Genomic DNA, 22304 nt, shown 5'->3' with positions numbered 1-22304 from the left:
CACAATGGACCCGTGCCGACCAAGAAGAAGCCCCAGGTGACCGCGAGCCCGGCGCGCCGCCGCGAACTCCTGCACACCGCCGCCGAGGTGTTCGCCGAGCAGGGCTACAACGCCACCACCGTACGCAAGATCGCGGACCACGCGGGCATGCTCGCGGGCAGCCTCTACTACCACTTCGACTCCAAGGAATCGATGCTCGAGGAGATCCTGCGGACCTTCCTCGACGAACTGTGGGACGGCTACGACACCGTCCTGGCGGCCCGGCTGGGCCCGCGCGAGACCCTCGAAGCACTCGTCACCGAGTCGTTCCGGGAGATCGACCGGCACCGCGCCGCCGTCGCGATCTACCAGAAGGAATCCAGGCAACTCGTCGCGCAGGAGCGGTTCGCCTTCCTCGCCGAGTCACAGCGCAAGTTCGAGAAGGCGTGGCTGTCCACGCTGGAACGCGGGGTCGCCGACCGGGTCTTCCGCGCCGACCTCGACGTCCGCCTCACCTACCGGTTCGTGCGCGACACCGTGTGGGTGGCCGCCTCCTGGTACCGGCCCGGCGGACAGCACAGCCCCGAGGAGATCGCCCGGCAGTACCTGTCGATGGTCCTGGACGGAATCGCCGTACGCACGTAGATCCACGTACGCACGTGAACCCACAGGGAGACGCCATGCCCGAGGCCTACATCGTCGAAGCGGTCCGCACGCCCGTCGGACGGCGCGGGGGAGGCCTCAGCGGCGTCCACCCGGCCGACCTCGGCGCGCACGTACTGAAGGAACTCGTCCTCCGCTCGGGCGTGGACGCGGCGGCCGTGGAGGACGTCGTCTTCGGCTGCCTGGACGCGGTCGGGCCACAGGCCGGGGACATCGCGCGGACCTGCTGGCCGGCGGCCGGACTGCCGGAGGAGGTGCCGGGCGTGACCGTCGACCGGCAGTGCGGCTCCTCCCAGCAGGCCGTGCACTTCGCCGCGCAGGCCGTACTGTCCGGCACCCAGGACCTGGTCGTCGCGGGCGGCGTGCAGAACATGTCGCAGATCCCCATCGCCTTCGCCACCCGGCAGGCCGCCGAACCCCTGGGACTGACCGGGGGACCCTTCGCCGGCAGCGAGGGCTGGCGGGCACGCCACGGCGAGCGGCCGGTCAACCAGTTCGCCGGCGCCGAGATGATCGCCGCGAAATGGGGCATCACCCGGCGCGACCAGGAGGAGTACGCGCTGCGCTCCCACCGGCGGGCGCTGCGCGCCGTCGAGGTCCCTGCCGTGCCTCATGGCGAGCCCGTCGCGCACCATCCGCCGCCACGTCAGCCCCGACAGACGACGGAACCCGGCCGCGCGCCGGACGGCGTGCAGCAGCGCACGGGCACGACCGGAGCGCTCCAGAGCGTCCACCAGATCCGTGCGCAGCATCCGGTGCGGCAGCCCGTCGACCGCCGTGGTGACGGTGACGTCCCGGACCGTCGCCGCCAGATACCGCCGCTTGACCGCGTCCGGGACGGTCGAGTCCGACGTCAGCAGGAACCGCGTGCCCATCGCGACACCCGCCGCCCCGTACGCCAGCGCCGCGACCAGGCCCCGCCCGTCGAAGAAGCCGCCCGCCGCCACCACCGGGATGTCCACCGCGTCGGCCACCTGCGGCAGCGCCACCGTCGTCGCCACCTCACCGGTGTGCCCGCCGCCCTCCCCGCCCTGCACGATCACCGCGTCCGCACCCCACGCCGCGACCTTCTCCGCGTGCCGCCTGGCTCCGACCGAGGGCATGACGACCACGCCCGCCTCCTTCAGCCGCGCGATCAGCTCGCGGGAGGGCGCGAGGGCGAACGAGGCGACCCGGCCGGTACGGCAGCCAGCCCTCGGGCGTGCCGTCCGGCCGCACCAGCGTCGCCTCACCGTCGGTCAGCAGCAGGTCGGGCGCGAAGGTGAGCCGGGCCGGCCGCGCGCCAACGGACGGGATCAGGCCCATCGGACTGGCCAGGATCTCGCCCGCGTCGCGCCAGGCCTCCGCGCAGGCGACGACGCAGTACTCCGCCCGGGTGACCCCCGTCATGCGCCCTCCCGCACGGCCGCCGCCCGGTACGCGTCCTCGTCCCCGCCCAGGAACCGGGCCGTGAACTCGGGCCAGGGCGTGGTCGGGTACATCCGCTGGAACTCCTCGTCCCGGCCGTAGTCGGGGGCGCAGGAGGTGAAGTGCGCGCCGTGCGGGGCCTCGACGACGCCCGTGACCGCGAGCCGCTTCAGCAGGAGCGTCTGCGGGGCCGCCGCCCGCGTCAGCTCCGCGGTGTCCACGATGCGTTCGCAGCTGACGTACGCCGCGTCCGCCGCCTCGCAGAACAGGTCGTCGAAGTACGGGTCCGGGCCCAGGTACTGCCCGTTGCCCAGCCGGTCGGCACGGTTGACGTGCACCAGCGCCGCGTCCAGGCGCAGCGCCGGCATCGCGACGAACGTCTCCGCGTCGTCGTAGGGCGAAGTCACCGTCCGCAGGCCGGGGTTGACCCGCAGCACGTCCGAGCCGGCTCCGGCCCGCACCGGCAGGAAGGGCAGCCGGTTCGCCGCCGCGTGCAGCCCCCACATGAACATCGCCTCGTCGACCTCCGTCAGCTCCAGCGCCCCGCCCTCCCGGGCCGCCCGGTAGTGCGGCTCCAACGGGATCGAGTCGAGCGTGACGAAGGGCGTGACCAGTCTGCGGATCCGGCCCGCGGCGGCCAGCATGCCCACGTCCGGGCCGCCGCAGGAGACGACCGCGAGGTCCCCGACATCGGACCGCAGCAGCGCCCTGACCAGGGCCATCGGCTTACGGCGCGAACCCCAGCCGCCGATGCCGAGCGTCATGCCGCTCGCCGGCCGCGAGACCACCTCCTCGGCGGTCATCGTCTTGTCGGTGAAGCCCTGCTCGAAGCGGTAGCTGCGCCGCACGTCGACGGGATCGATCCCGTTGAGGGCGGCCTTGGCCAGCCGCAGCAGCCGCCCGTCCTTCGCGGCGATCTCCCGCGCCAGCCCCTGCGCCGCCTCGCGCAGCCGGTCGCCCGGGACCACCCGCCACACCGAGCCGTGCGCGTGCAGCTCGGCCGCGCTCACCGTGCGCGAGGTGTAGTACAGCGTCCGCATCAGGTGCCCCGGCACCAGCCGGGCCAGATGCGTGGCGGCGCCCAGCGCGCCCCGGTCCAGCTCGGGCAGGCCGAAGACGGCGTCGTCGCTCGCCACGATCGCGTCCGCGTTGCCGGCCAGCCCTGTCCCCCCGCCGAGACAGAAGCCCTGCACCGCCGCCACCACCGGCGCCTCGCACTCGTACACCGCCGCGAAAGCCTCCGCGCAGCCCTGGTTCGCGCCGAGCAGCGCATGGTCCCCCCGCGCCTGTATCTCCTTGATGTCCACCCCCGCGCTGAACCCGCGCCCCCCGGCGGCCAGCACCACACAGCGCACCCGCGGATCCCGGCCGGCCGCGCGCACGGCGTCGGCCAGGGCGAACCAGCCGCGCACCGGCAGCGTGTTCACCGGCGGGAAGTCGACGGTGACGACGGAAATCCCCTTTTCTTTCCGGGGGCGAGGCGGAGACACCCATGCGCGCATCAGCTACCCTCGCACTCAACGCCTTCCACCAAACATTTGTTAGGTGTGCTTCGAAGCCAGCAGCCGGCGGATCGTCACGGGAGGCCCTGTGGAAAACATGGACAACCGGCCCGACCCACCTGTGGACAACCGCACCGTGGTGGTCACCGGCGGCACCAGAGGCATCGGCGCCGGCATCGCCCGGGCGTTCGCCGACACCGGGGCCCGGGTCGTCGCCTGCGCCCGCAGACCCCCCGAAAAGCCGGTCGCGGGCGTCGAGTTCGCCCCGCTCGACCTGCGGGACCCGCCCGCCGTCCGCGCCTTCTTCGCCGCCCTGCCCCGCCTCGACGTACTGGTCAACAACGCCGGCGGCGCACCCTACCGGCGGCTGGCCGACGCGGACGCCGAACGGCACGCCCGGGTGATCGAGCTGAACCTGCTCACCCCGCTGACCGCCTCCCTCGCCGCGTACGAGCACCTGCGGCGGGCCCGCGGCTGCGTCGTGATGATCGGCAGCGTCAGCGGCGACCGCCCCTCGCCCGGCACCGCCGCCTACGGCGCGGCCAAGGCGGGACTGGAGAACCTCGCCAGGTCCATGGCCGTGGAATGGGCGCCGGAGGTACGGGTCAACACCCTGGTCGTCGGCATGGTCCGCACCGAACGGGCGCACCGCCACTACGGCGGCGACGACGGCATCACGGCTGTCGCCCGCACCGTCCCCCTCGGCCGGCTGGCCGCCCCCGCCGACGTGGGCGCCGCCGCCGTCTTCCTCGCCTCCGACGCCGCCGCCTACATCAGCGGCGCGAGCCTGCTGGTGCACGGAGGCGGCGAGCGGCCCGCGTTCCTGGACGCGGCGACCGTCAACAGGGACGCCACGTGAACACAGACCACGCCGTCAACAGCGACACGGCCGCGAACAAGGGAGAACCGACATGAGCGTGAGCGGAATCTGCGCCGGCCGGGTCGTCGCCGTCACCGGCGCGGGCCGCGGACTGGGCCGCGCACACGCCCTGGCGTTCGCCGCCGAGGGCGCCCGCGTCGTCGTCAACGACCTGGGCGTCGGACTCGACGGAGCACCCGGGCCCGAGAACCCCGCCCGTGCGGTCGCGGAGGAGATCCGGGCGGCGGGCGGAGAAGCGGTGGCGCACGGCGGCGACATCGCCACGACCGAGGGCGCCGCCTCCCTGATCCGCGCCGCGGTGGAGACGTACGGCCGCCTCGACACCCTCGTCAACAACGCCGGATTCCTGCGCGACCGCATGCTGGTCAACCTCGACGAGGACGACTGGGATGCCGTCCTGCGCGTCCACCTCAAAGGACACTTCCTGCCGCTCCGGCACGCCGCCGCGCACTGGCGCGCGGAGAGCAAGGCGGGCCGCCGGCCGGTGGCCCGGATAGTCAACACCAGCAGCGGCGCCGGCCTGCTCGGTTCGGTCGGCCAGGGCAACTACAGCGCCGCAAAGGCCGGGATCATCGGCCTCACCCTGGTCGCCGCGGCCGAACTGGGCCGCTACGGCGTGCAGGTCAACGCCATCGCCCCGGCGGCCCGCACCCGGATGACCGAACGCGCCTTCGCCGAGGCCATGGCCGCCCCGGCTCCGGCTTCGACGCCATGGCCCCCGAGAACGTCTCCCCCCTGGTGGTCTGGCTGGGCTCCGCCGCGAGCGCCGGGGTGACCGGCCGGGTCTTCGAGGCGGAGGGCGGCCGGATCACCGTCATGGAGGGCCGCCCCCGCTCACGTGTCGCACTCCAGCACCGTCCGGCACAGCGAGCACCGCGCCCGCACCCGCCCCCGCACCGGCACCCGGATCCGCTGCTGACAGGTCGGGCACGGGAAGGACACCCGCAGCCGCCCGCCGCCGTCGGGGGAGAAGGCATAGCCCACCCCCGGCTGCGGGCCCGGCGTGTGCCGGCGGTCGCGGGCGTAGCGGCGGCGCCCCGCCCAGCCCGCACCGGTCAACGGCGGCTGCTGCTCGTCCCGGCGGGCCTCCGCCATGCCCCTGACGTACGCCGTGTAGGCCTGCGGACTGGTGAACCACACCGAGGGATCCTCGTGGAACACCAGCGCCCGCTTGGCCAGCACGTAGCCGAACTCCTCCGGAGTGAGGTAGCCCAGCTTCTGCGACGACATTGCGTCCTCCCGGTAGGCGTCCAGCAGCAGCCAGCCCGCGCCCAGATAGGTCGCCGCCGTGTCCGTGAGGATCTCGTTCTCCGCCGTACCGGGGAACGACAGGTCCAGGCGGTGCAGATAGACGTGCGTCACCTCGTGCGCCAGCGCCGCGCCGATGTCCCGCCGGTGCGTACGGAAGCGGCCGTTCAGCTCGACGAAGTACTCCGGGCCCGCCGCGAGTTCCACGTTCGCCGCATGGGTCATCTCACGGAAGCTCACGACCAGACGGGCGTCCGGCAACCGGAAGTGCCGCACCATCTCGCGGGCCACCCGCTGCGCCCCCAGATACAGATCATCGGTGTCGCAGAAGGCCACGTCGGCGGGGGCCACGCTGCCCGCGAACGTCTGGACGGTGTCGCACGACAGACGCCGGTACAACGCCGTGATCGATGCCCGCACCGTCTCCAGATGCGGGAAGCCGTGCTCGACCGGTCCGTCGTTCGCCACGCCCGACCCCCAAGACGCCCTGAACCCGATTCCACTCTACGAGCTCCCCGAGGACCCGCGCCGGTTTTCCCCCGCCGGACCCCGCACCGGCACCCGGGCAGCCGGTCCGTCCAGGTCACGTAGGCTGAGCGCCCATGACCACCAGCAACAACGGCGCCGCCGACGTCGACCCCGCCGTCCGTGAGGAGCTCGCCCGGCTGCGCGACAGCATCGACAACATCGACGCCGCCGTCGTCCACATGCTCGCCGAGCGCTTCAAGTGCACCCAGCAGGTCGGCCACCTCAAGGCCGCACACCAGCTGCCGCCCGCCGACCCGGCCCGCGAGGCCCGCCAGATCGAGCGCCTGCGCTCCCTCGCCGAGAGCGCCAAGCTGGACCCGGCGTTCGCCGAGAAGTTCCTGAACTTCATCATCGCCGAGGTCATCCGCCACCACGAGCGCATCGCCGACGACGCCGTGAACGGCACCGTCCACCGGACCGACTGACGCCGCCGGGCGCCGAGCGGGATGTGACAGCACGGGCGCCCGGCCCACCCCGGCGCGCCCGGACGCCCGCACCCTTCCGCACCCTTCCGACCGGACACCCGAAACGCCCGAGACGTTCCGGCCACCCCCGCCACGCGCGGCCACCCTCGGCGACACCCGCCACGCCCCGCCCCGCCGGCACCGCACCGCCACCCCCGTGACACCCGGCGGCGCCCACGCCCCCCGCACCGCCCCGGCGCACGGGCGAGGCGCAGGACCGGACATAGGGCGCGTACCGATCCGCCCCTGTGCCGTGCCCCCGCGATCAGGCAGCATGTCCTGCATGTCCGTACTGACGCGCGACGAAGCGCAGACCCGTGCCACACTTCTCGACGTCCACCGCTACACGATCGACCTCGATCTGACCACCGGCGACGAGACCTTCGACTCCCGCACCACCATCCGCTTCACGGTGCGCGACGGCCAGGACCCCACGGACACCTTCGTCGAGCTCAAGCCGGCCCAACTGCGCACCGTCACCCTCGACGGACAGCCCCTCGACCCGGAAACCCTCGACGACAACCGGCTGCCCCTGAAGAACCTCACCCCCGGCGAGCACGAACTCCGCGTCGACGCGGCCATGCGCTACTCCCGCACCGGCGAGGGCATGCACCGCTTCACCGACCCCACCGACGGCGAGACCTACCTCTACACCCAGCTCTTCCTGGACGACGTCCAGCGCGTCTTCGCCGCCTTCGACCAGCCCGACCTCAAAGCCGTCTTCGAGCTGACCGTCAAGGCCCCCGAAGGCTGGACCGTCCTCGCCAACGGCACCACCGAACACCTCGGCGACGGCCACTGGCACGCCGCCCCCACCCCGCTGATCTCCACCTACCTCGTCGCCGTCGCCGCCGGCCCCTGGCACTCCGTACGCACCGAGCACCGCGGCCTGCCCTTCGGCCTGCACTGCCGCCGCTCACTCGCCCCCCACCTGGACGCCGACGCCGACGAACTCATCGAGATCACCCGGCAGTGCTTCGACCGCTACCACGAGAAGTTCGAAGAGCCCTACCCCTTCGACTCCTACGACCAGGCCTTCGTCCCCGAATTCAACGCCGGCGCCATGGAGAACCCCGGCCTGGTCACCTTCCGCGACGAATTCGTCTACCGCTCCGCCGTCACCGACACCGAGCGGCAGGTCCGCGCCATGGTCATCGCCCACGAGATGGCCCACATGTGGTTCGGCGACCTCGTCACCCTGCGCTGGTGGGACGACATCTGGCTGAACGAGTCCTTCGCCGAGTACATGGGCTACCAGACCCTCACCGAGGCCACCCGCTTCACCGACACCTGGACCGACTTCGGCGTCAACCGCAAATCCTGGGGCTACGACGCCGACCAGCGCCCCTCCACCCACCCCGTCGCCCCCGAACACGTCGACGACACCGCCTCCGCCCTCCTCAACTTCGACGGCATCTCCTACGCCAAGGGCGCCTCCGCGCTGCGCCAACTGGTGGCCTGGCTCGGCGAGAAGGACTTCCTCACCGGAATCAACACCCACTTCGCCCGCCACAAATTCGCCAACGCCACCCTCGCCGACTTCATCGACTCCCTCGCCTCCGCCACCGAACGCGACGTCCACGCCTGGGCCGACGCCTGGCTGCGCACCACCGGCGTCGACACCCTCGCCCCCGTCGTCACCCCCGCCTCCGACGGCACCTGCACCCTCACCGTCCGGCACACCGGCAGCCGCCCCCACCGCATCGCCGCCGGCCTGTACGACATGGACATCGCCGACGAAGGCCGCCACCTCCTCCTGCGCAAAAGCCTCGACCTCGACCTCCCGCACACCGACCCGCAGCCCCTCGGCAAGCGCCCCGCCCTGCTCGTCCTCAACGACAGCGACCTCACCTACGCCAAGATCCGCTTCGACCCCGCCTCCTTCGACACCCTGCGCACCTGCCTGTCCGGCCTGCCCGAACCACTCACCCGCGCCGTCGTCTGGAACGCCCTGCGCGACGCCGTCCGCGACGGCGAACTCCCCGCCGCCGCCTACCTCGACACCGCCCGCACCCACCTCCCGCACGAAACCGACCTCGCCCTCGCCGAAGGCGTCCTCAACTTCGCCTCCACCCACATCGCCGACCGCTACGTCACCCCCGAACAGCGGCCCGCCGCCCTGGCCACCCTCACCGCCCTCTGCCGCGACCTCATCCGCCGCACGGAGGACGGCGACAACCCCGGCCTGCGCCTGATCGCCGTACGCCACTACATCGACGTCGCCGCACAGCCCGACACCATCGCCGCCTGGCTCACCGAGGGCACCGTGCCCGGCGGCCCCGAACTCGACCCCGACCTGCGCTGGCGCGTCCTGAGCCGGCTCGCCGTCCTCGGCGCCGTCGACGAGGCCGCCATCGCCGCCGAACTGAAACGCGACCCCTCCGCCACCGGCCAGGAGGGCGCCGCCCGCTGCCGGGCCGCCCTGCCCGACCCCGACGCCAAACAGCGCGCCTGGGACTCGATGTTCGCCGGCGACGACCTGTCCAACTACCTGTTCACCGCCACCGCCCAGGGCTTCTGGCAACCCGAACAGGCCGACCTGGTACGCGCGTACGTACCGCGCTACTACGACGACGCCGTCGCCGTCGCCGCCCGCCGCGGCCCCGCCATCGCCGCCGCCGCCGGCCGCTGGGCCTTCCCGGCCCACGCCGTCGACGCCGAGAACCTCCACCTCGGCGAGGCATGCCTGCGCGAAGCCGACCCCGTACCGGCCCTGCGCCGCAGGCTGACCGACGAACTGGACGACCTCGCACGAGCACTACGGGTCAGGCAGGCATAGGTTCCGGCCCGCGAGCACACAACAGGGGCTGCGGTGACGAAAGACCCACCGCAGCCCCTGAACGACCCGACCCCTAGAACACCGGCGTACCGTCCCGCGTCAGCTTCCAGTCCACCGACGCGAAGTCCTTCGGGTCCAGCACACCCTTCGCGGTCACCCACTCCGCGATCCGCGTGCGGATCTCCGTCGACTCCGACCACACCTCCTTCGCCGAAGCGACGAACGGGAACGCACCACCACCGTTCGCACGGTAGTTGTTCACCGCCAGCACGAACTGCTGCGCGTCGTCCAGCGTCGCACCGTTGTACGACAGGTTCTTGATCCGCGAACCCGCCGCCTGGGCGATGTCGATGTCGTACCGCAGACCCGACACGTAGTCGTAGTTGTAGTCCGGACGGCCGTTCGCGTTCGTCAGCTTCTCCACGTCCACCGCCGCACCGGCCGCGGTCTGCACGAAGTACTCCGCCGAATACTCCAGGTACGCCCGGATCTGCGCACCCGTCATCACCTTCGCCACCAGCGTGTTGTCGTACACGTACAGACTCGACAGGGCCCGGATCGTCACATCGCCCGCCGGGATCTCCGACGTCCGCGAGAACGGCGACGCCTGCGCGATCACCGGCAACGAGGCGTACTCCGTCCCCGCCAGCGCCGCCCGGACCACGTCCTCCTGCACCTTGGTGATCAGATCGATGATCGGGGCGTCCTTGTAACGGGCCTCCACCGTCGTCAGCGTCTCCGTCGCCCTGCCGACCACCTGGTTGACGTACGCGACCACCTTCGCGTGCTCGTCCGTCAGCAGCTTCGTGATCTTCGGGTCGTCGGCGACCGTGTTCGAGTTCCGCAGCGAAGCCGCCACCGACTCGACCTCCCACCTGCCCCGGCTGAACACCAGCTCGACATCGAACAGGGTCAGCCGCTCCGCGTAGCACAACGGCTCCGACAGCACGACCGTCTTCCCCGTCTTCTCGTTGACGACCTTCAGCTCCGGAATCTCCACATGCGCGTGCCCGACCAGGATCGCGTCGATGCCCGGCACCTGCTTCGCCACGTTCGCCGCCGCGTTCTCCACGTACGGCACCTGGTCACCGTACGACGACGTCCCCGACGAACCCGAGTGCGCCGACACCACCACCACGTCCGCGCCCATCGACCTCAGCTTCGGCACCCACTTCGCCGCCTGCTCCTCCAGACCCGGGAACTCCAGCTTCCCCTGCACATACGCCTTGTCCCAGATCGCGATACCCGGATTCGTCAGCCCCAGCACCGCCACCCGCACCGGCGGCAGACCCGGCACCCGGAACGTCTTCATGAAGTACGGCGGAAACGCCGGCCGCAGCGTCTTCGCGTCCACCGCGTTCGCGCCCAGCAGCGGGAAACGGCACTGCTGCTCGAACTTCCGCAGCGTCTCGATGCCGTAGTTGAACTCGTGATTGCCCAGCGCCACCGCGTCGTACCCGATCGCGTTCATCGCCTGCGCCATCGGATGCACCGGACCGCCCTCGGCGGTGATCGGGTCGACCTTCGCGTAGTAGTACGTCAGCGGTGTGCCCTGGATCGTGTCACCCGCGTCCAGCAGCAGCGTGTTGCAGCGGCCCTTCTCCTCGCGCACCTGGTTCACCAGCGTCGAGATCCGGGCCAGGCCCATCGCGTTGCCCTTGGCGTCCGCGTACTCCGCGTCCTTGAAGTAGTCCCAGTTGAAGACGTGCCCGTGCAGGTCCGTGGTACCCATCACGGTCAGGGAGTACCGCTTCGCGGGCCTCGGCGCCTTCGGCGCCTTCGTCGCCTCCGCCGCCTGGGCCGCCGGCGCCGCCGCGGCACCCGCGAGCGCCACCCCCGCCCCGGTCACGGCCGACTTCTTCAGGAACTTCCGACGGTTCAAAGGCATGTCCGGGTCTCCTCCGGGAACGGATCAACAACGCGCGTAGATTCTGACCCGTCCATGACCGACGGCAACAGGGCCCGCAGGTTTCTTTCTGGTGACCGAACATGCGTCAACCGCCGCACACAACCGGCCAACACCTGACACAGTGGGGCGTATGAGCACCCCCACCACAGACGGCCCCGGCCCCGCCGTCCCCTACGGCACCCCCGACGCACCCCGCCTCGCCGTCCGCGGCGAAGCCCACCTCGAAACCGACCCCGAGACCGCCCGCATCACCGTCACCATCGCCTCCCGCGGCAAGGACCGCACCGCCGCCCTCCAAGACCTCACCCGCCGCAACACCACCGCCCTCGACCTCCTCAAGAGCTACGGCGACGCCGTCGAACACCTCGAGACCGGCGCCTTCACCATCAGCCCCGAACTCAAGGAAAAAGGCCGCGGCGAACGCATCCACGCCTACCACGGACGCGTCCACATCACCGCCGAACTCACCGACTTCACCGCCCTCGGCGAACTCACCACCCGACTCGCCGACCTCGACCTCACCCGCGTCGACGGCCCCTGGTGGGCCCTCCGCCCCGACTCACCCGTCCACCGCCGCGCCCGGCAACAAGCGGTCCACGAAGCGGTCCAACGCGCCCGCGAATACGCCGAAGCACTCGGCACCACCCTCACCGCCCTCGTCGAACTCGCCGACATCGGCGCCGAGAACACCCCACCCCGACCCCAGGCACCCGGCCGCATGCGCTCCATGGCCTACGCCGCGGCCGCCGAGGACACCACCCCCGCACTCGACCTCGAACCCCAGCGACAACACGTCCACGCCGCCGTCAACGCCCGCTTCACCATCGCCCCACCCCGCCTCTGAACCGCTCGTCGGAGCAACCCACCGCACACATCGACACCCACCAACAACCCTTCACCCAAAGGTCGTTGGGCCGACACGCCGGGCCGAGCCGCTACCAACCGGTAAGCCCTAGGCTCGAACCATGCGCCGAGCGAAAATCGTCTGCACCCTGGGCCCCGCCACCAACTCGTACGACCGGATCAAAGCACTCGTCGAAGCCGGCATGGACATCGCCCGCTTCAACCTCAGCCACGGCGACCACGCCGAACACGAGGAGCGCTACCGGCACGTACGCAAGGCCGCCGACGAAACCGGCCGCAGCGTCGGAATCCTCGCCGACCTCCAGGGCCCCAAGATCCGCCTCGGCCGCTTCACCGAAGGCCCCGTCCTCCTCGAACGCGGCGACACCTTCACCATCACCGTCGAAGAAGGCGCCGAAGGCGACCGCCACACCTGCGGCACCACCCACACCGGCCTCGCCACCGACGTCACCCCCGGCGAACGCATCCTCGTCGACGACGGCAAGGTCTGCCTCGAAGTCACCTCCGTCGACGGCCCCCGCGTCCACACCCTCGTCGTCGAAGGAGGCATGGTCTCCGACCACAAGGGCCTCAACCTCCCCGGAGTCGCCGTCTCCGTCCCCGCCCTCTCCGACAAGGACGAAGCAGACCTGCGCTGGGCCCTGCGCACCGGATTCGACATCATCGCCCTCTCCTTCGTCCGCAGCGGCCGCGACATCGAAGACGTCCACCGCATCATGGACGAGGAAGGCCGCCGCCTCCCCGTCATCGCCAAAATCGAGAAACCCCAGGCCGTCGACGCCATCGACGACATCGTCGCCGCCTTCGACGGCATCATGGTCGCCCGCGGCGACCTCGGCGTCGAAATGCCCCTCGAAGACGTCCCCGTCGTCCAGAAACGCGCCGTCAAAGTCGCCAAACGCAACGCCAAACCCGTCATCGTCGCCACCCAGATGCTCGACTCCATGATCGACAACTCCCGCCCCACCAGGGCCGAGGCCAGCGACGTCGCCAACGCCGTCATCGACGGAACGGACGCCGTGATGCTCTCCGGCGAGACCAGCGTCGGCAAATACGCCGTCGAAACCGTCCGCACCATGGCCAAGATCGTCGAAGCGGCCGAGGAGGACCTCCTCGCCAAGGGCCTGTCGCCGCTGACCGAACACAACAAGCCCCGCACCCAGGGCGGCGCGGTGGCCCGCGCGGCGGCCGAGACCGGCGACTTCCTCGGCGCCAAGTTCCTCGTCGCCTTCACCCAGTCCGGCGACACCGCCCGCCGCCTCTCCCGCTACCGCTCCCCGATCCCCCTCCTCGCCTTCACCCCCGAGCCGGCCACCCGCTCCCAACTCAGCCTCACCTGGGGCGTGGAGACCTTCCTCGGCCCGCACGCCGACTCCACCGACGCGATGGTCGACCAGGTCGACGAACTGCTCCTGAAGCACGGCCGCTGCGAACCCGGCGACGTCGTCGTCATCACCGCGGGCTCACCCCCCGGCGTCTCCGGCTCCACCAACATGCTCCGCGTCCGCCGCATCGGCGAGGACGACACCGCGGGGTAGCCGGCGTCAGTACTTGGGGCCCACGTGCGCGTCCATGAGGGCGACGGAGGCTTTCCGGGCGACGGAGATGTTGAAAGGATCGCTGCCCCGGGCAAGGGTGGTCCACTCGACGCCGACCTTGTCCAGGGTCTCCGCGAAGAGCCTGCGGATGTCGTCGGACTTGTTGGTGAAGAAGTAGCGAGGGTACTCGTAGCGCTTGAGCTCACCGCCGACCATGCGGGTCGTCCAGTTCGTGATACGGCACCCGTCCGAGTGGATCAGCCCCCGGATGAACTCCCAGGGGTACTCGTCGACGATCTCCTGCTGCCAGGGTTCCAGGACGATCCGCCGCTCATGCTTCTTGCCGGGGCCGTGCTGGGGGAACAAGCAGTGCAGGTGCTTCGAGTACACCTTGACGTCGCGGCACCCGGCACGGCGGCGGTGCCAGACGGAGTTGTCCGGGAAGACGGAACGCATGGCTTGCTCACACGCGTCGATGAGACCGCCCCACGTCTCGGTGCACGAGATCATCAGAGTGGGCACGCGGTGCCCCGAGTAGTGACTGATGTGGCCGTCGCCGAGGTAAAGACCGAGCAGGTAGCTGTACGCCGCCCGGTCCAGGTCGCGTCCGTCGCAGCGTGGACACTCGGGGCCGTGCCTGCCCGGACACTCGCCTCGCTTTGCCCGGTCCAGGTGCTTCCAGTAGCCGATCGTGCCCAGCGGAACGTTGAGCCTGCGCGCCACTTCCGCGTTCTTCATGCCGTCGCGGAGCATGGTGAGAGCCCTCTGTCGTACCTCTGTGCCATGGAAGTTCATGCGGTCACTATGTGCGACCGGCCGCGACTGTGCGCAGCAAAAAGCGGAGGATCACGCGAACGTGATCCTCCGCTTTCAGGGGTGCCCGGTGTGGGATTCGAACCCACATGCCCAAAGGGCACGGCATTTTGAGTGCCGCGAGTCTCGCCTATTCCTCCAACCGGGCAGGCTGTGGAGCTGTCGGAAAGTGTACCGGTTCACCGCAGCTTCCTGCCTGTAGGTAGGCTGCAAAGGCAGCAAGACGTGCCCGGCCCGCAACGAGGAGCCCCCGTGACCGCCCCCGAGTCGCCCCAGCCCGTAGACGCGCCCGACGACGACAAGTCGCACGTGCCTCCGCTGACGACCCGTGTCGTCATCGCCGAGGACGAGGCACTGATCCGGCTCGACCTCAAGGAGATGCTGGAGGAGGAGGGCTACAGCGTCGTCGGTGAGGCCGGTGACGGCGAGCGGGCGATCGAGCTCGCCCGTGAGCACCAGCCGGACCTGGTGATCCTCGATGTGAAGATGCCGAAGATGGACGGCATCTCGGCGGCCGAGAAGATCGCCGAGGAGCGTATCGCCCCGGTGCTGATGCTCACCGCCTTCTCGCAGCGCGACCTGGTCGAGCGGGCTCGGGACGCGGGTGCGATGGCGTATCTGGTGAAGCCGTTCAGCAAGAGTGACGTGGTGCCGGCGATCGAGATGGCCGTCTCGCGCTTCACCGAGCTGAAGGAGCTGGAGAAGGAGGTCGCCGACCTCTCCCAGCGGCTGGAGACGCGGAAGCTGGTGGACCGGGCGAAGTCGGTCCTGCAGACGGAGTACGGGCTGACGGAGCCGGCCGCGTTCCGGTGGATCCAGAAGACGTCGATGGACCGCCGGATGTCGATGCAGCAGGTGGCCGAGGCGGTCATCCAGGACGCCGAGGAGAAGAAGGCCGCCAAGGGCTGAGCCCGGGCGGGCCGGTGAGCCGGTGAGACGACGCGAGGCCCGCGTCCCTGTCTGACAGGGACGCGGGCCTCGCGTCGTGCGGCCGTCGTGCGGGTCAGTCCTCGCCGAGGTAGGCCTTGCGGACGGATTCGTCGTGCAGGAGGTCCTGGCCGCTGCCGGAGAGGACGATGTTGCCGACCTCCATGACGTGGCCCTGGTCGGCGAGCGACAGGGCGGCCTGGGCGTTCTGTTCGACGAGCAGGATGGTGGTGCCCTGGGCCTTCAGCTCGACGATGGTCGACATGATCTTCTGCATCATGATCGGGGAGAGGCCCATGGAGGGTTCGTCGAGCATGAGCAGTTTCGGCTGGGACATCAGGGCCCGGCCCATGGCGAGCATCTGCTGTTCGCCGCCGGAGAGGGTGCCCGCGGCCTGCTTGCGGCGTTCCCCGAGGATGGGGAAGAGGTCGTAGGCGCGCTGGATGTCCTTGTCGATGCCTTCCTTGTCCTTGCGGAGGAAGGCGCCGAGCTGGAGGTTCTCCTCGATGGAGAGGCGGGGGAAGATGTGCCGGCCTTCGGGGGAGTGGGCGAGTCCGAGGGCGACGATCTTGTGGGCGGGTACGCCGTTGAGGGGCTGGCCGTCGAAGAGGATCTTTCCGGAGCTGGGCTTGAGGAGTCCGGAGAGGGTGCGCAGGGTGGTGGTCTTGCCGGCGCCGTTGGTGCCGATGAGGGTGACCACCTGGCCTGCTTCGACGGTGAAGGAGATGCCTTTGACGGCCTCGATCTTGCCGTAGGCGACCCGGAGGTCCTCGACCTCGAGGAGTGCGGTCACTGGGCTTCTCCCTTGGTGGTGCCGGCGGTGCTGTCCTCTGCCGGTTCGCCCTCGAAGGGTTCGCCGAGGTAGGCGGCGACGACGCGTTCGTCGGCCTGGACGACGTCGGAGGTGCCCTCGACGAGTTTCTCGCCCTGGACGAGGACGGCGACGCGGTCGCAGAGGTTGAAGATGAAGCGCATGTCGTGCTCGATGACGAGGACGGCGATGCCCATGTCGCGGATGGCGAAGACGAGTTCTTCGGTGGTCCGGGTCTCCTGGGGGTTCATGCCGGCGGTGGGCTCGTCCAGGAGGAGCAGTCCGGGTTCGCTCGCCAGGGCTCGTGCGATCTCCAGCTTGCGCTGTTCGCCGTAGGGGAGGTTGCGGGCGAGGTGGTCGCGTTTGTGGGCGAGGCCGATGAACTCCAGGAGTTCCATGGCGCGTTCCTCGCTCGCCTTTTCGGCCTTCTTGAAGCCGGGGCCGCGCAGGAGGGCGGACCAGAGGCCTTCCTTGGTGCGGGTGTGGCGGCCGACGAGGACGTTCTCGAGGACCGTCATGTTGGCGAACAGGCGGATGTTCTGGAAGGTGCGGGCGATGCCGGCCTTGGTGACCAGGTGGGGCTTGGGCGGCAGGACGGTGCCCTGGTAGGAGACGGTGCCTTCGGTGGGGACGTACAGGCCGGTGAGGCAGTTGAAGAACGTTGTCTTTCCGGCGCCGTTGGGGCCGATGAGGCCGACGATCTCGCCCTTGTTGACGGTGAAGTCGACGGAGCGGACGGCGGTGAGGCCGCCGAAGCGCATGGTGACGTCGCGGGCTTCGAGTACAGGTGTCGTCATGGTTCGTTACGCCCCTGCCTTGGTGGCGGCCGGTTCGTCGGTCAGCGTTTCGGTTTCTGGTACGTCGAGTTGGCCGGTCTCGTGGAATTCGAGCTGGCGGCGGCGGTTGGCGATGATGCCTTCGGGGCGGAAGCGCATCAGGAGGATGAGCGCGATGCCGAAGGCGAGGAGCGACTTGTCCTGGAGGAAGTCGAGCTTCTCGGGGAGCAGGTAGAGCAGGGCGGCGCCGAGCAGGGGTCCGGCGACGGTGCCCATGCCGCCGAGGACGACGGCGGCGAGGAGGAAGGCCGAGTTGGGCGGGGTGGAGCCGGCGAACTGGTAGGGGTTGGGGACCACGCTGTAGGTGACGTGGGCGCTGACGGTGCCGGCGAGGCCGGCGAGTGAGGCGCCGAGGGCGAAGGCGATGAGTTTGACGCGGAAGCCGTTGATGCCCATGGCGGTGGCGGCGGTTTCGTCTTCGCGGATGGCGATCCAGGAGCGGCCGATGCGGGAGTCGGCGGCGCGGGTGTAGACGAGGACCACGATGGCCATGATCAGGACCATGAGGAGGTAGTAGTTGGCGAAGCGGCCGAGGGTGATCCCGCCGATGTCGTGGGGGTCTCCGAACTTGAAGCCGAAGAGGTTCAGGTCGGGGATGGCGGGGATGCCGTTGGGGCCGTTGGTGAGGTCGGGTCCGGAGTCGCCGTCCATGTTGTTGACGGCGATGCGGAAGATCTCTCCGAAGCCGAGGGTGACGATGGCGAGGTAGTCGCCGCGCAGTCGCAGGGTGGGGGCGCCGATGAGGACGCCGAAGACGAGGGATGCGGCGGCGCCGGTGAGGGCGGCGGCCCAGAAGGGGAACTGGACGCCGGAGAACTTGGAGAACTCGGAGCCGGAGACGAGGGCGGCGGTGTAGGCGCCGACGCCGAGGAAGGCGACGTATCCGAGGTCGAGGAGGCCGGCGAGGCCGACGACGATGTTCAGGCCGAGGGCGACGGTGCCGAAGATGAGGATGTTGACGCCGATGTTGGCGTAGTGGTCGTCGCTCTGGGTGAAGGGGAAGGCGATGGCCGCGACGAAGCCCATGGCGAGCGTGAAGCTGCGGTTGGCGGCGACCATGTGGGAGAACCGGTCGAGGAGGCCGGCGGTGTGCAGTGCCCAGACGGTGAAGACGACGACGATGAGGTAGCCGATGAAGAGTTCGCCGTATTCGGTGTCGATGCCGTAGGTGAAGACGCCGAGGCCGATGGCGGTGATGGCGGTGATGACGGCGCGCTGTATCCAGCCGTTGACGGCCTGGGGGGCGTGGATCCTCTCCGGTTTGGCGGTGTAGGCCTTGAAGGTCTCCTTGCCGCTGTCGTGCTTGTGCTCGGGCAGGGCGAGGGCGCCGAGGAGGGGCAGCAGGGAGGCGGCGGCGGCGACCCAGCCGCCGGGTTCGAGGTTGGCGAGGCCGCCGAGTTCGGCGCTGATGGAGATGACCGTGTACCAGGTGACGCCGAAGGCGCCGACGGCGAGGAGTACGAGGGGGGCGTTGTTGCGGGCGGGGACGAGCCAGCGCAGGCCGCGGACGCCGTAGACGGCGAGGGAGAAGAGGGCGACGAGGGCGCCGGCGATGAAGGTCAGCCACTGCAGGCCGCCGGGGTAGCCGGTGACGGTGAGGTCGCCGGGGAACTCGGAGGTCCAGGTCCAGGCCAGGAAGGTGGACGCGGCGGTGGCGATGCCGCCGCCGAGGAGGAGTGCGCGGGCGGTGGCGAGGGGCAGTGGGAGGAGTCCGCGGGGGGCGGGCGTGGGTATCGCGTCCGCGGGCGGGGTGGCGGGGGTCTTGGTCGTCTCGGTCATGTGATCACGCCCTGTCCGCGACGCGCTCGCCGAGCAGGCCTTGTGGCCTGAACAGGAGCACCAGGATGAGGAGAACGAAGGCCCAGACGTTGGCCCAGCTCTGGCCGCCGAGCTGCTGCATGCCGGGGATGTCGTTGATGTAGGCGGAGGCGAGGGTCTCGGCGATGCCGAGGACGACGCCGCCGAGCATGGCGCCGTAGATGTTGCCGATGCCGCCGAGGACGGCGGCGGTGAAGGCCTTGAGGCCCATCAGGAAGCCCATGCGGTAGTCGATGCTGCCGTATTTGAGGCCGAAGGAGAGGGCGGCGACGGCGGCGAAGAAGCCGCCGATCGCGAAGGCGATCACGATGATGCGGTTGGTGTCGATGCCCATGAGCTGTGCGGTGTCGGGGTCCTGGGCGGTGGCCTGCATGGCGCGGCCGGTGCGGCTCTTGCGGACGAACCAGGCGAGGGCGGACATGCAGAGGACGGCGGCGACGATGAGGAAGATGTCGGCGTCCTTGATGGTGATGGAGCCGATGTCGTGGGTGGCGTCGAGGCCGGGGAAGGAGCGGGCTTTGTCGGCGTCGGGGTAGAAGTTGCGGACGACCTCCTGCAGGGCGAGGGAGAGGCCGATGGCGGTGATGAGCGGTGCCAGGCGTGGTGCTCCGCGCAGGGGCCGGTAGGCGAACCGTTCCGCTCCGACCGCGATGAGGACGGCGACGATGGCGCCGCCGATCAGCATCAGGGGGATGGCGGCGGCCATGGGGGTGCCGTCGGGCAGGATGTAGAGGTAGACCGTGAGGGCGCCGAAGGCCCCGGTCATGAAGATCTCGCCGTGCGCGAAGTTGATGAGCTGGACGATGCCGTACACCATCGTGTAGCCGATGGCGATCAGCCCGTACATCGAGCCGAGGAGCAGCCCGTTGGCCAGCTGCTGCGGCAGGGTGTTCACCGCGTGGCCTCCATGTCGCTGGTGGTCTGGTGCACAGATTCAGTTGCTGTGTGCACTGGTCGTGTGCGGGGTGGGGGTGTGGAAACGGGCCGCGCGGTCGGGATCCTCCTTCCGCGCGGCCCGTGGTGCGGTCTTGCCTGTGTTGGGTCAGCCGAGGTTGGCGGTGCCGGAGTGGACCGCCTTCCACTCGCCGTTCTCGACCTGGTAGACGGTGAGCTGCTTGTTGCCGGTGTCGCCGTACTCGTCGAAGGAGACCTTGCCGGTGATGCCCTGGAAGTCGGACTTCTGGACCTCGTCGACGACCTTGGAGCGGAGGTCGTTGATGTCGCTGGGCAGCTTGCCGCCGTTGGCGTCCTTGATGGCCTTCACGGCCTTGATGATGGCGGTGGCGGCGTCGTAGGAGTAGCCGCCGTAGGCGCCGTAGTCGCCCTTGTAGCCCTTGGCCTTGTAGGTCTCGATGAACTGCTTGGCGGCGGGCAGGGTGTCGACGGGGACGCCGACGGAGGTGACGAGGTCGCCCGTGGCGGCCTTGCCGGCGACGTCGATGTAGGTGGTGGCGAACATGCCGTCGCCGCCGAACAGCGGGATCTTGACGCCGGCGTCCTTGAGCTGCTTGGTGATCAGCGCGGACTCGTCGTACTGGCCGCCGTAGTAGAGCAGGTCGGCGCCGGAGTTCTTGATCTTGGTGACGAGGGAGCCGAAGTCCTTGTCGCCGGTGTTGACGTGGTCGGTCTGGACGACCTTGCCGCCGAGCTTCTTGAACTGCTCGCCGAAGATCTTGGCCAGGCCGGCGCCGTAGGTCTGCTTGTCGTCGACGACGAACGCCTTCTTCTTCTTGAGGTTCTTGGCGGCGTAGTCGGCGGCGAAGCTGCCCTGCAGTTCGTCGGTGGTGGCGGTGCGGAAGTACGTCTTGTACGGCCGCTTCTTGTCCGTCTGCCAGTTCTTGCCCTGGGTCAGCTCGGGGTTGGTGTTCGAGGGGGAGATCTCGACCATGTTGGCGGAGGCGAACACCTGCTGCATCGACTGGGCGACGCCGGAGTTGAGGGGGCCGACGGCGCCGACGACGGTCTTGTCGCCGACGAGCTTGGTGGCGTTCTGCTGGCCGTTGGCGGGCTGGGCCTTGTCGTCCAGCGCCTCGACCTTGAACTTCACGCCGGGGACCCAGTTGTTCTTGTTGGCGTCGTCGACGGCGACCTGGACGCCGTACTGGATGCCGAGGCCGGTGGTGGAGTTCTCACCGGAGAGGGGGGCGTCGACGCCGATCGTGAAGGTCGTCGAGGAGTCGCCGTTGCTCTTGTCACCGCTGTCGTCTCGGGAGCCGCAGGCGGTGAGTGTCAGAGCTCCGGTCGCAAGAACGGAGGTAAGTATCACCAAGGAACGCTGTCGCACAATCAGTCCTTTCCGCAGGCGGGCCCGCCCCGGTGGGGGCGATGGTGCCGCGCTGGTACCGAACTCCCGATGGAGCGGTGACTGGCCGTGACTCTAAGCCCGGTCTGTGGGCAGGGGCATCGCCGTGCGCTGGCTTGTGACTTTCTTGTTATGCCGAGGTGGAGAACAGGCCGGGGCGAAAATCACTCTCGGCCGTTTTGGGGGACTTTCCCTTCGGTCCGCATTGTGAGAACCCGCACTTCCGGTTGGTCGTGGGCGGGGGTCGGGCGGTTGTCGTGTCGCAGGTGGCGTGCCGGAGCTCGGAAAGGTCGCGGGAGTATGCGCCGCCGAAGAGGAAAGCGTGCTGTTGTATTGCGCGTGCGTTACGCAGTGTTACGTCGGGAAAGGGGACGTCCGCATTCTGGCGCAGGGTCTCGGTTCCGCCGGGGGTGCGTGCGGCGGCGTGCGGCGGCCGGCGCGGCGTTGTGGGCGGCGCCTGTGCGGGTTCGGGGGGTGCGCGTGGCGCCCACGGCGGGGGAGGGTTCCGCCGTGGGCGGGTGCGGGCTCAGCCTTCCGTGCTGCGCAGCAGGCAGGTCAGGCGGGCGGTGCAGACGCGGTGGCCCTCCTCGTCGCTGATGACGATCTCGTACGTGGCGGTCGAGCGGCCCCGGTGTACGGGGGTGGCGACGCCGGTGACCAGGCCGGAGCGGACGCCCCGGTGGTGGGTGCAGTTGAGGTCGACGCCCACGGCGATCTTGGAGCTGCCTCCGTGGAGCATCGATCCGACGGAGCCCAGGGTCTCGGCGAGGACCGCGGACGCGCCGCCGTGCAGCAGGCCGTAGGGCTGGGTGTTGCCCTCCACCGGCATGGTGCCGACGACGCGGTCGGGGGAGGCTTCCAGTATCTGGACGCCCATCCGGTTGCCGAGGTGGCCCGCGGAGAACAGAGCCTGCAGGTCGACGCCCAGGGCGGCGTACTCGTCGACGACCTCTTGCGGGAACTTCACGTGCTGCTGCTCGCCCATGGCGCCGGGCTCCGTTCGTCTTGATCGGCTGTCTTGATCCGCTTTCTGCGG

The 22304-nt window shown here is 70.0% G+C and carries 17 protein-coding genes, 1 tRNA gene and 3 pseudogenes; 9 read left to right on the top strand and 12 right to left on the bottom strand.

The window, feature by feature from the left end; genetic code table 11:
* The first annotated feature begins 12 nt into the window (after positions 1-12).
* Both ACZ5GT_RS04210 and ACZ5GT_RS04205 read left to right on the top strand, forming a co-directional pair.
* Positions 13-624, top strand: coding sequence for a TetR/AcrR family transcriptional regulator (locus tag ACZ5GT_RS04210; RefSeq protein ID WP_360744762.1), 612 nt, complete (start codon positions 13-15; stop codon positions 622-624).
* 35 nt (positions 625-659) lie between these two features.
* A pseudogene (locus tag ACZ5GT_RS04205) lies at positions 660-1236 on the top strand (thiolase family protein); the annotation flags it as partial.
* Here the strand turns inward: ACZ5GT_RS04205 and ACZ5GT_RS04200 are convergent.
* Positions 1224-1817 (bottom strand): annotated as a pseudogene (locus ACZ5GT_RS04200) (NAD(P)H-dependent flavin oxidoreductase); the annotation flags it as partial. The pseudogenes ACZ5GT_RS04205 and ACZ5GT_RS04200 overlap by 13 nt on opposite strands.
* A 210-nt stretch (positions 1818-2027) precedes the next feature.
* Positions 2028-3551 (bottom strand): enoyl-CoA hydratase family protein, encoded by a 1524-nt coding sequence (locus tag ACZ5GT_RS04195; RefSeq protein ID WP_469013951.1) that lies wholly within the window; start codon positions 3549-3551, stop codon positions 2028-2030.
* A 97-nt stretch (positions 3552-3648) separates the two neighbouring features.
* Here ACZ5GT_RS04195 and ACZ5GT_RS04190 point away from each other — a divergent pair, with 97 nt between their 5' ends.
* Together ACZ5GT_RS04190 and ACZ5GT_RS04185 are read left to right on the top strand one after the other, a co-directional pair.
* Positions 3649-4410, top strand: a complete 762-nt coding sequence (locus tag ACZ5GT_RS04190) for an SDR family oxidoreductase (RefSeq protein WP_469014182.1) — start codon at positions 3649-3651, stop codon at positions 4408-4410.
* 58 nt (positions 4411-4468) lie between these two features.
* Positions 4469-5256, top strand: a pseudogene (locus ACZ5GT_RS04185) (SDR family oxidoreductase); the annotation flags it as partial.
* Positions 5257-5265: 9 nt separating this feature from the next.
* Here ACZ5GT_RS04185 and ACZ5GT_RS04180 read toward each other — a convergent pair.
* Complete coding sequence (locus ACZ5GT_RS04180; RefSeq protein ID WP_469013949.1) at positions 5266-6147, bottom strand: hypothetical protein; 882 nt, start codon at positions 6145-6147, stop codon at positions 5266-5268.
* Between the two features lie 134 nt (positions 6148-6281).
* Between ACZ5GT_RS04180 and ACZ5GT_RS04175 the strand changes: the two genes are divergently transcribed.
* Entirely contained in the window at positions 6282-6632 is a 351-nt protein-coding gene (locus ACZ5GT_RS04175) for a chorismate mutase (RefSeq protein WP_469013948.1), read from the top strand.
* A 322-nt stretch (positions 6633-6954) separates the two neighbouring features.
* Positions 6955-9450, top strand: coding sequence for an aminopeptidase N (gene pepN, locus ACZ5GT_RS04170; protein WP_469013946.1), 2496 nt, complete (start codon positions 6955-6957; stop codon positions 9448-9450).
* A 73-nt stretch (positions 9451-9523) separates the two neighbouring features.
* Here the strand turns inward: pepN and ACZ5GT_RS04165 are convergent, their stop codons facing one another.
* On the bottom strand, positions 9524-11338 hold the full coding sequence (locus ACZ5GT_RS04165) for a bifunctional metallophosphatase/5'-nucleotidase (protein ID WP_469013945.1): 1815 nt from the start codon (positions 11336-11338) through the stop codon (positions 9524-9526).
* A 151-nt stretch (positions 11339-11489) separates the two neighbouring features.
* Between ACZ5GT_RS04165 and ACZ5GT_RS04160 the strand changes: the two genes are divergently transcribed.
* Positions 11490-12203, top strand: a complete 714-nt coding sequence (locus ACZ5GT_RS04160) for an SIMPL domain-containing protein (RefSeq protein WP_469013943.1) — start codon at positions 11490-11492, stop codon at positions 12201-12203.
* Positions 12204-12324: 121 nt separating this feature from the next.
* Entirely contained in the window at positions 12325-13761 is a 1437-nt protein-coding gene (gene pyk / locus ACZ5GT_RS04155) for a pyruvate kinase (RefSeq protein ID WP_469013942.1), read from the top strand.
* Between the two features lie 6 nt (positions 13762-13767).
* Here the strand turns inward: pyk and ACZ5GT_RS04150 are convergent, their stop codons facing one another.
* Both ACZ5GT_RS04150 and ACZ5GT_RS04145 read right to left on the bottom strand, forming a co-directional pair.
* Complete coding sequence (locus tag ACZ5GT_RS04150; protein ID WP_360744724.1) at positions 13768-14556, bottom strand: RNA polymerase sigma factor sigma-70 region 4 domain-containing protein; 789 nt, start codon at positions 14554-14556, stop codon at positions 13768-13770.
* A gap of 82 nt (positions 14557-14638) precedes the next feature.
* Positions 14639-14722 (bottom strand) — tRNA-Leu (locus ACZ5GT_RS04145).
* Positions 14723-14826: 104 nt separating this feature from the next.
* Between ACZ5GT_RS04145 and ACZ5GT_RS04140 the strand changes: the two genes are divergently transcribed.
* On the top strand, positions 14827-15483 hold the full coding sequence (locus ACZ5GT_RS04140) for an ANTAR domain-containing response regulator (protein ID WP_469013940.1): 657 nt from the start codon (positions 14827-14829) through the stop codon (positions 15481-15483).
* Positions 15484-15577: 94 nt separating this feature from the next.
* Here the strand turns inward: ACZ5GT_RS04140 and ACZ5GT_RS04135 are convergent, their stop codons facing one another.
* The 6 genes from ACZ5GT_RS04135 to ACZ5GT_RS04110 all read right to left on the bottom strand — a co-directional run bounded on the left by ACZ5GT_RS04135 (position 15578) and on the right by ACZ5GT_RS04110 (position 22253).
* Positions 15578-16294, bottom strand: coding sequence for an ABC transporter ATP-binding protein (locus ACZ5GT_RS04135; protein WP_469013938.1), 717 nt, complete (start codon positions 16292-16294; stop codon positions 15578-15580).
* A complete protein-coding gene (locus ACZ5GT_RS04130; RefSeq protein WP_469013937.1) occupies positions 16291-17109 on the bottom strand; it encodes an ABC transporter ATP-binding protein in 819 nt (272 codons plus the stop codon). The genes ACZ5GT_RS04135 and ACZ5GT_RS04130 overlap by 4 nt, the downstream gene beginning before the upstream one ends.
* A 6-nt stretch (positions 17110-17115) precedes the next feature.
* Positions 17116-18927 (bottom strand): branched-chain amino acid ABC transporter permease, encoded by a 1812-nt coding sequence (locus tag ACZ5GT_RS04125; RefSeq protein ID WP_469013935.1) that lies wholly within the window; start codon positions 18925-18927, stop codon positions 17116-17118.
* 4 nt (positions 18928-18931) lie between these two features.
* Positions 18932-19861, bottom strand: coding sequence for a branched-chain amino acid ABC transporter permease (locus ACZ5GT_RS04120; protein ID WP_469013934.1), 930 nt, complete (start codon positions 19859-19861; stop codon positions 18932-18934).
* A gap of 147 nt (positions 19862-20008) precedes the next feature.
* Positions 20009-21235, bottom strand: coding sequence for a branched-chain amino acid ABC transporter substrate-binding protein (locus ACZ5GT_RS04115; RefSeq protein WP_469014179.1), 1227 nt, complete (start codon positions 21233-21235; stop codon positions 20009-20011).
* 559 nt (positions 21236-21794) lie between these two features.
* Entirely contained in the window at positions 21795-22253 is a 459-nt protein-coding gene (locus tag ACZ5GT_RS04110) for a PaaI family thioesterase (RefSeq protein ID WP_469013932.1), read from the bottom strand.
* Positions 22254-22304: the final 51 nt, after the last annotated feature.

It is taken from the genome of Streptomyces sp. NPDC031340 (assembly GCF_055569945.1).
The sequence above is the reverse complement of the archived record's forward strand: the minus strand, read 5'-3'. Positions and strand labels throughout refer to the sequence as shown.

Coding starts and splice junctions, on each gene's coding strand:
- ACZ5GT_RS04110 (WP_469013932.1), bottom strand. CDS start 22,253: ATGGGCGAGCAGCAGCACGTGAAGTTCCCGCAAGAGGTCGTCGACGAG.
- ACZ5GT_RS04165 (WP_469013945.1), bottom strand. CDS start 11,338: ATGCCTTTGAACCGTCGGAAGTTCCTGAAGAAGTCGGCCGTGACCGGG.
- ACZ5GT_RS04190 (WP_469014182.1), top strand. CDS start 3,649: ATGGACAACCGGCCCGACCCACCTGTGGACAACCGCACCGTGGTGGTC.
- ACZ5GT_RS04150 (WP_360744724.1), bottom strand. CDS start 14,556: ATGAACTTCCATGGCACAGAGGTACGACAGAGGGCTCTCACCATGCTC.
- pyk (WP_469013942.1), top strand. CDS start 12,325: ATGCGCCGAGCGAAAATCGTCTGCACCCTGGGCCCCGCCACCAACTCG.
- ACZ5GT_RS04175 (WP_469013948.1), top strand. CDS start 6,282: ATGACCACCAGCAACAACGGCGCCGCCGACGTCGACCCCGCCGTCCGT.
- ACZ5GT_RS04160 (WP_469013943.1), top strand. CDS start 11,490: ATGAGCACCCCCACCACAGACGGCCCCGGCCCCGCCGTCCCCTACGGC.
- ACZ5GT_RS04125 (WP_469013935.1), bottom strand. CDS start 18,927: ATGACCGAGACGACCAAGACCCCCGCCACCCCGCCCGCGGACGCGATA.
- pepN (WP_469013946.1), top strand. CDS start 6,955: ATGTCCGTACTGACGCGCGACGAAGCGCAGACCCGTGCCACACTTCTC.
- ACZ5GT_RS04130 (WP_469013937.1), bottom strand. CDS start 17,109: ATGACGACACCTGTACTCGAAGCCCGCGACGTCACCATGCGCTTCGGC.
- ACZ5GT_RS04195 (WP_469013951.1), bottom strand. CDS start 3,551: ATGCGCGCATGGGTGTCTCCGCCTCGCCCCCGGAAAGAAAAGGGGATT.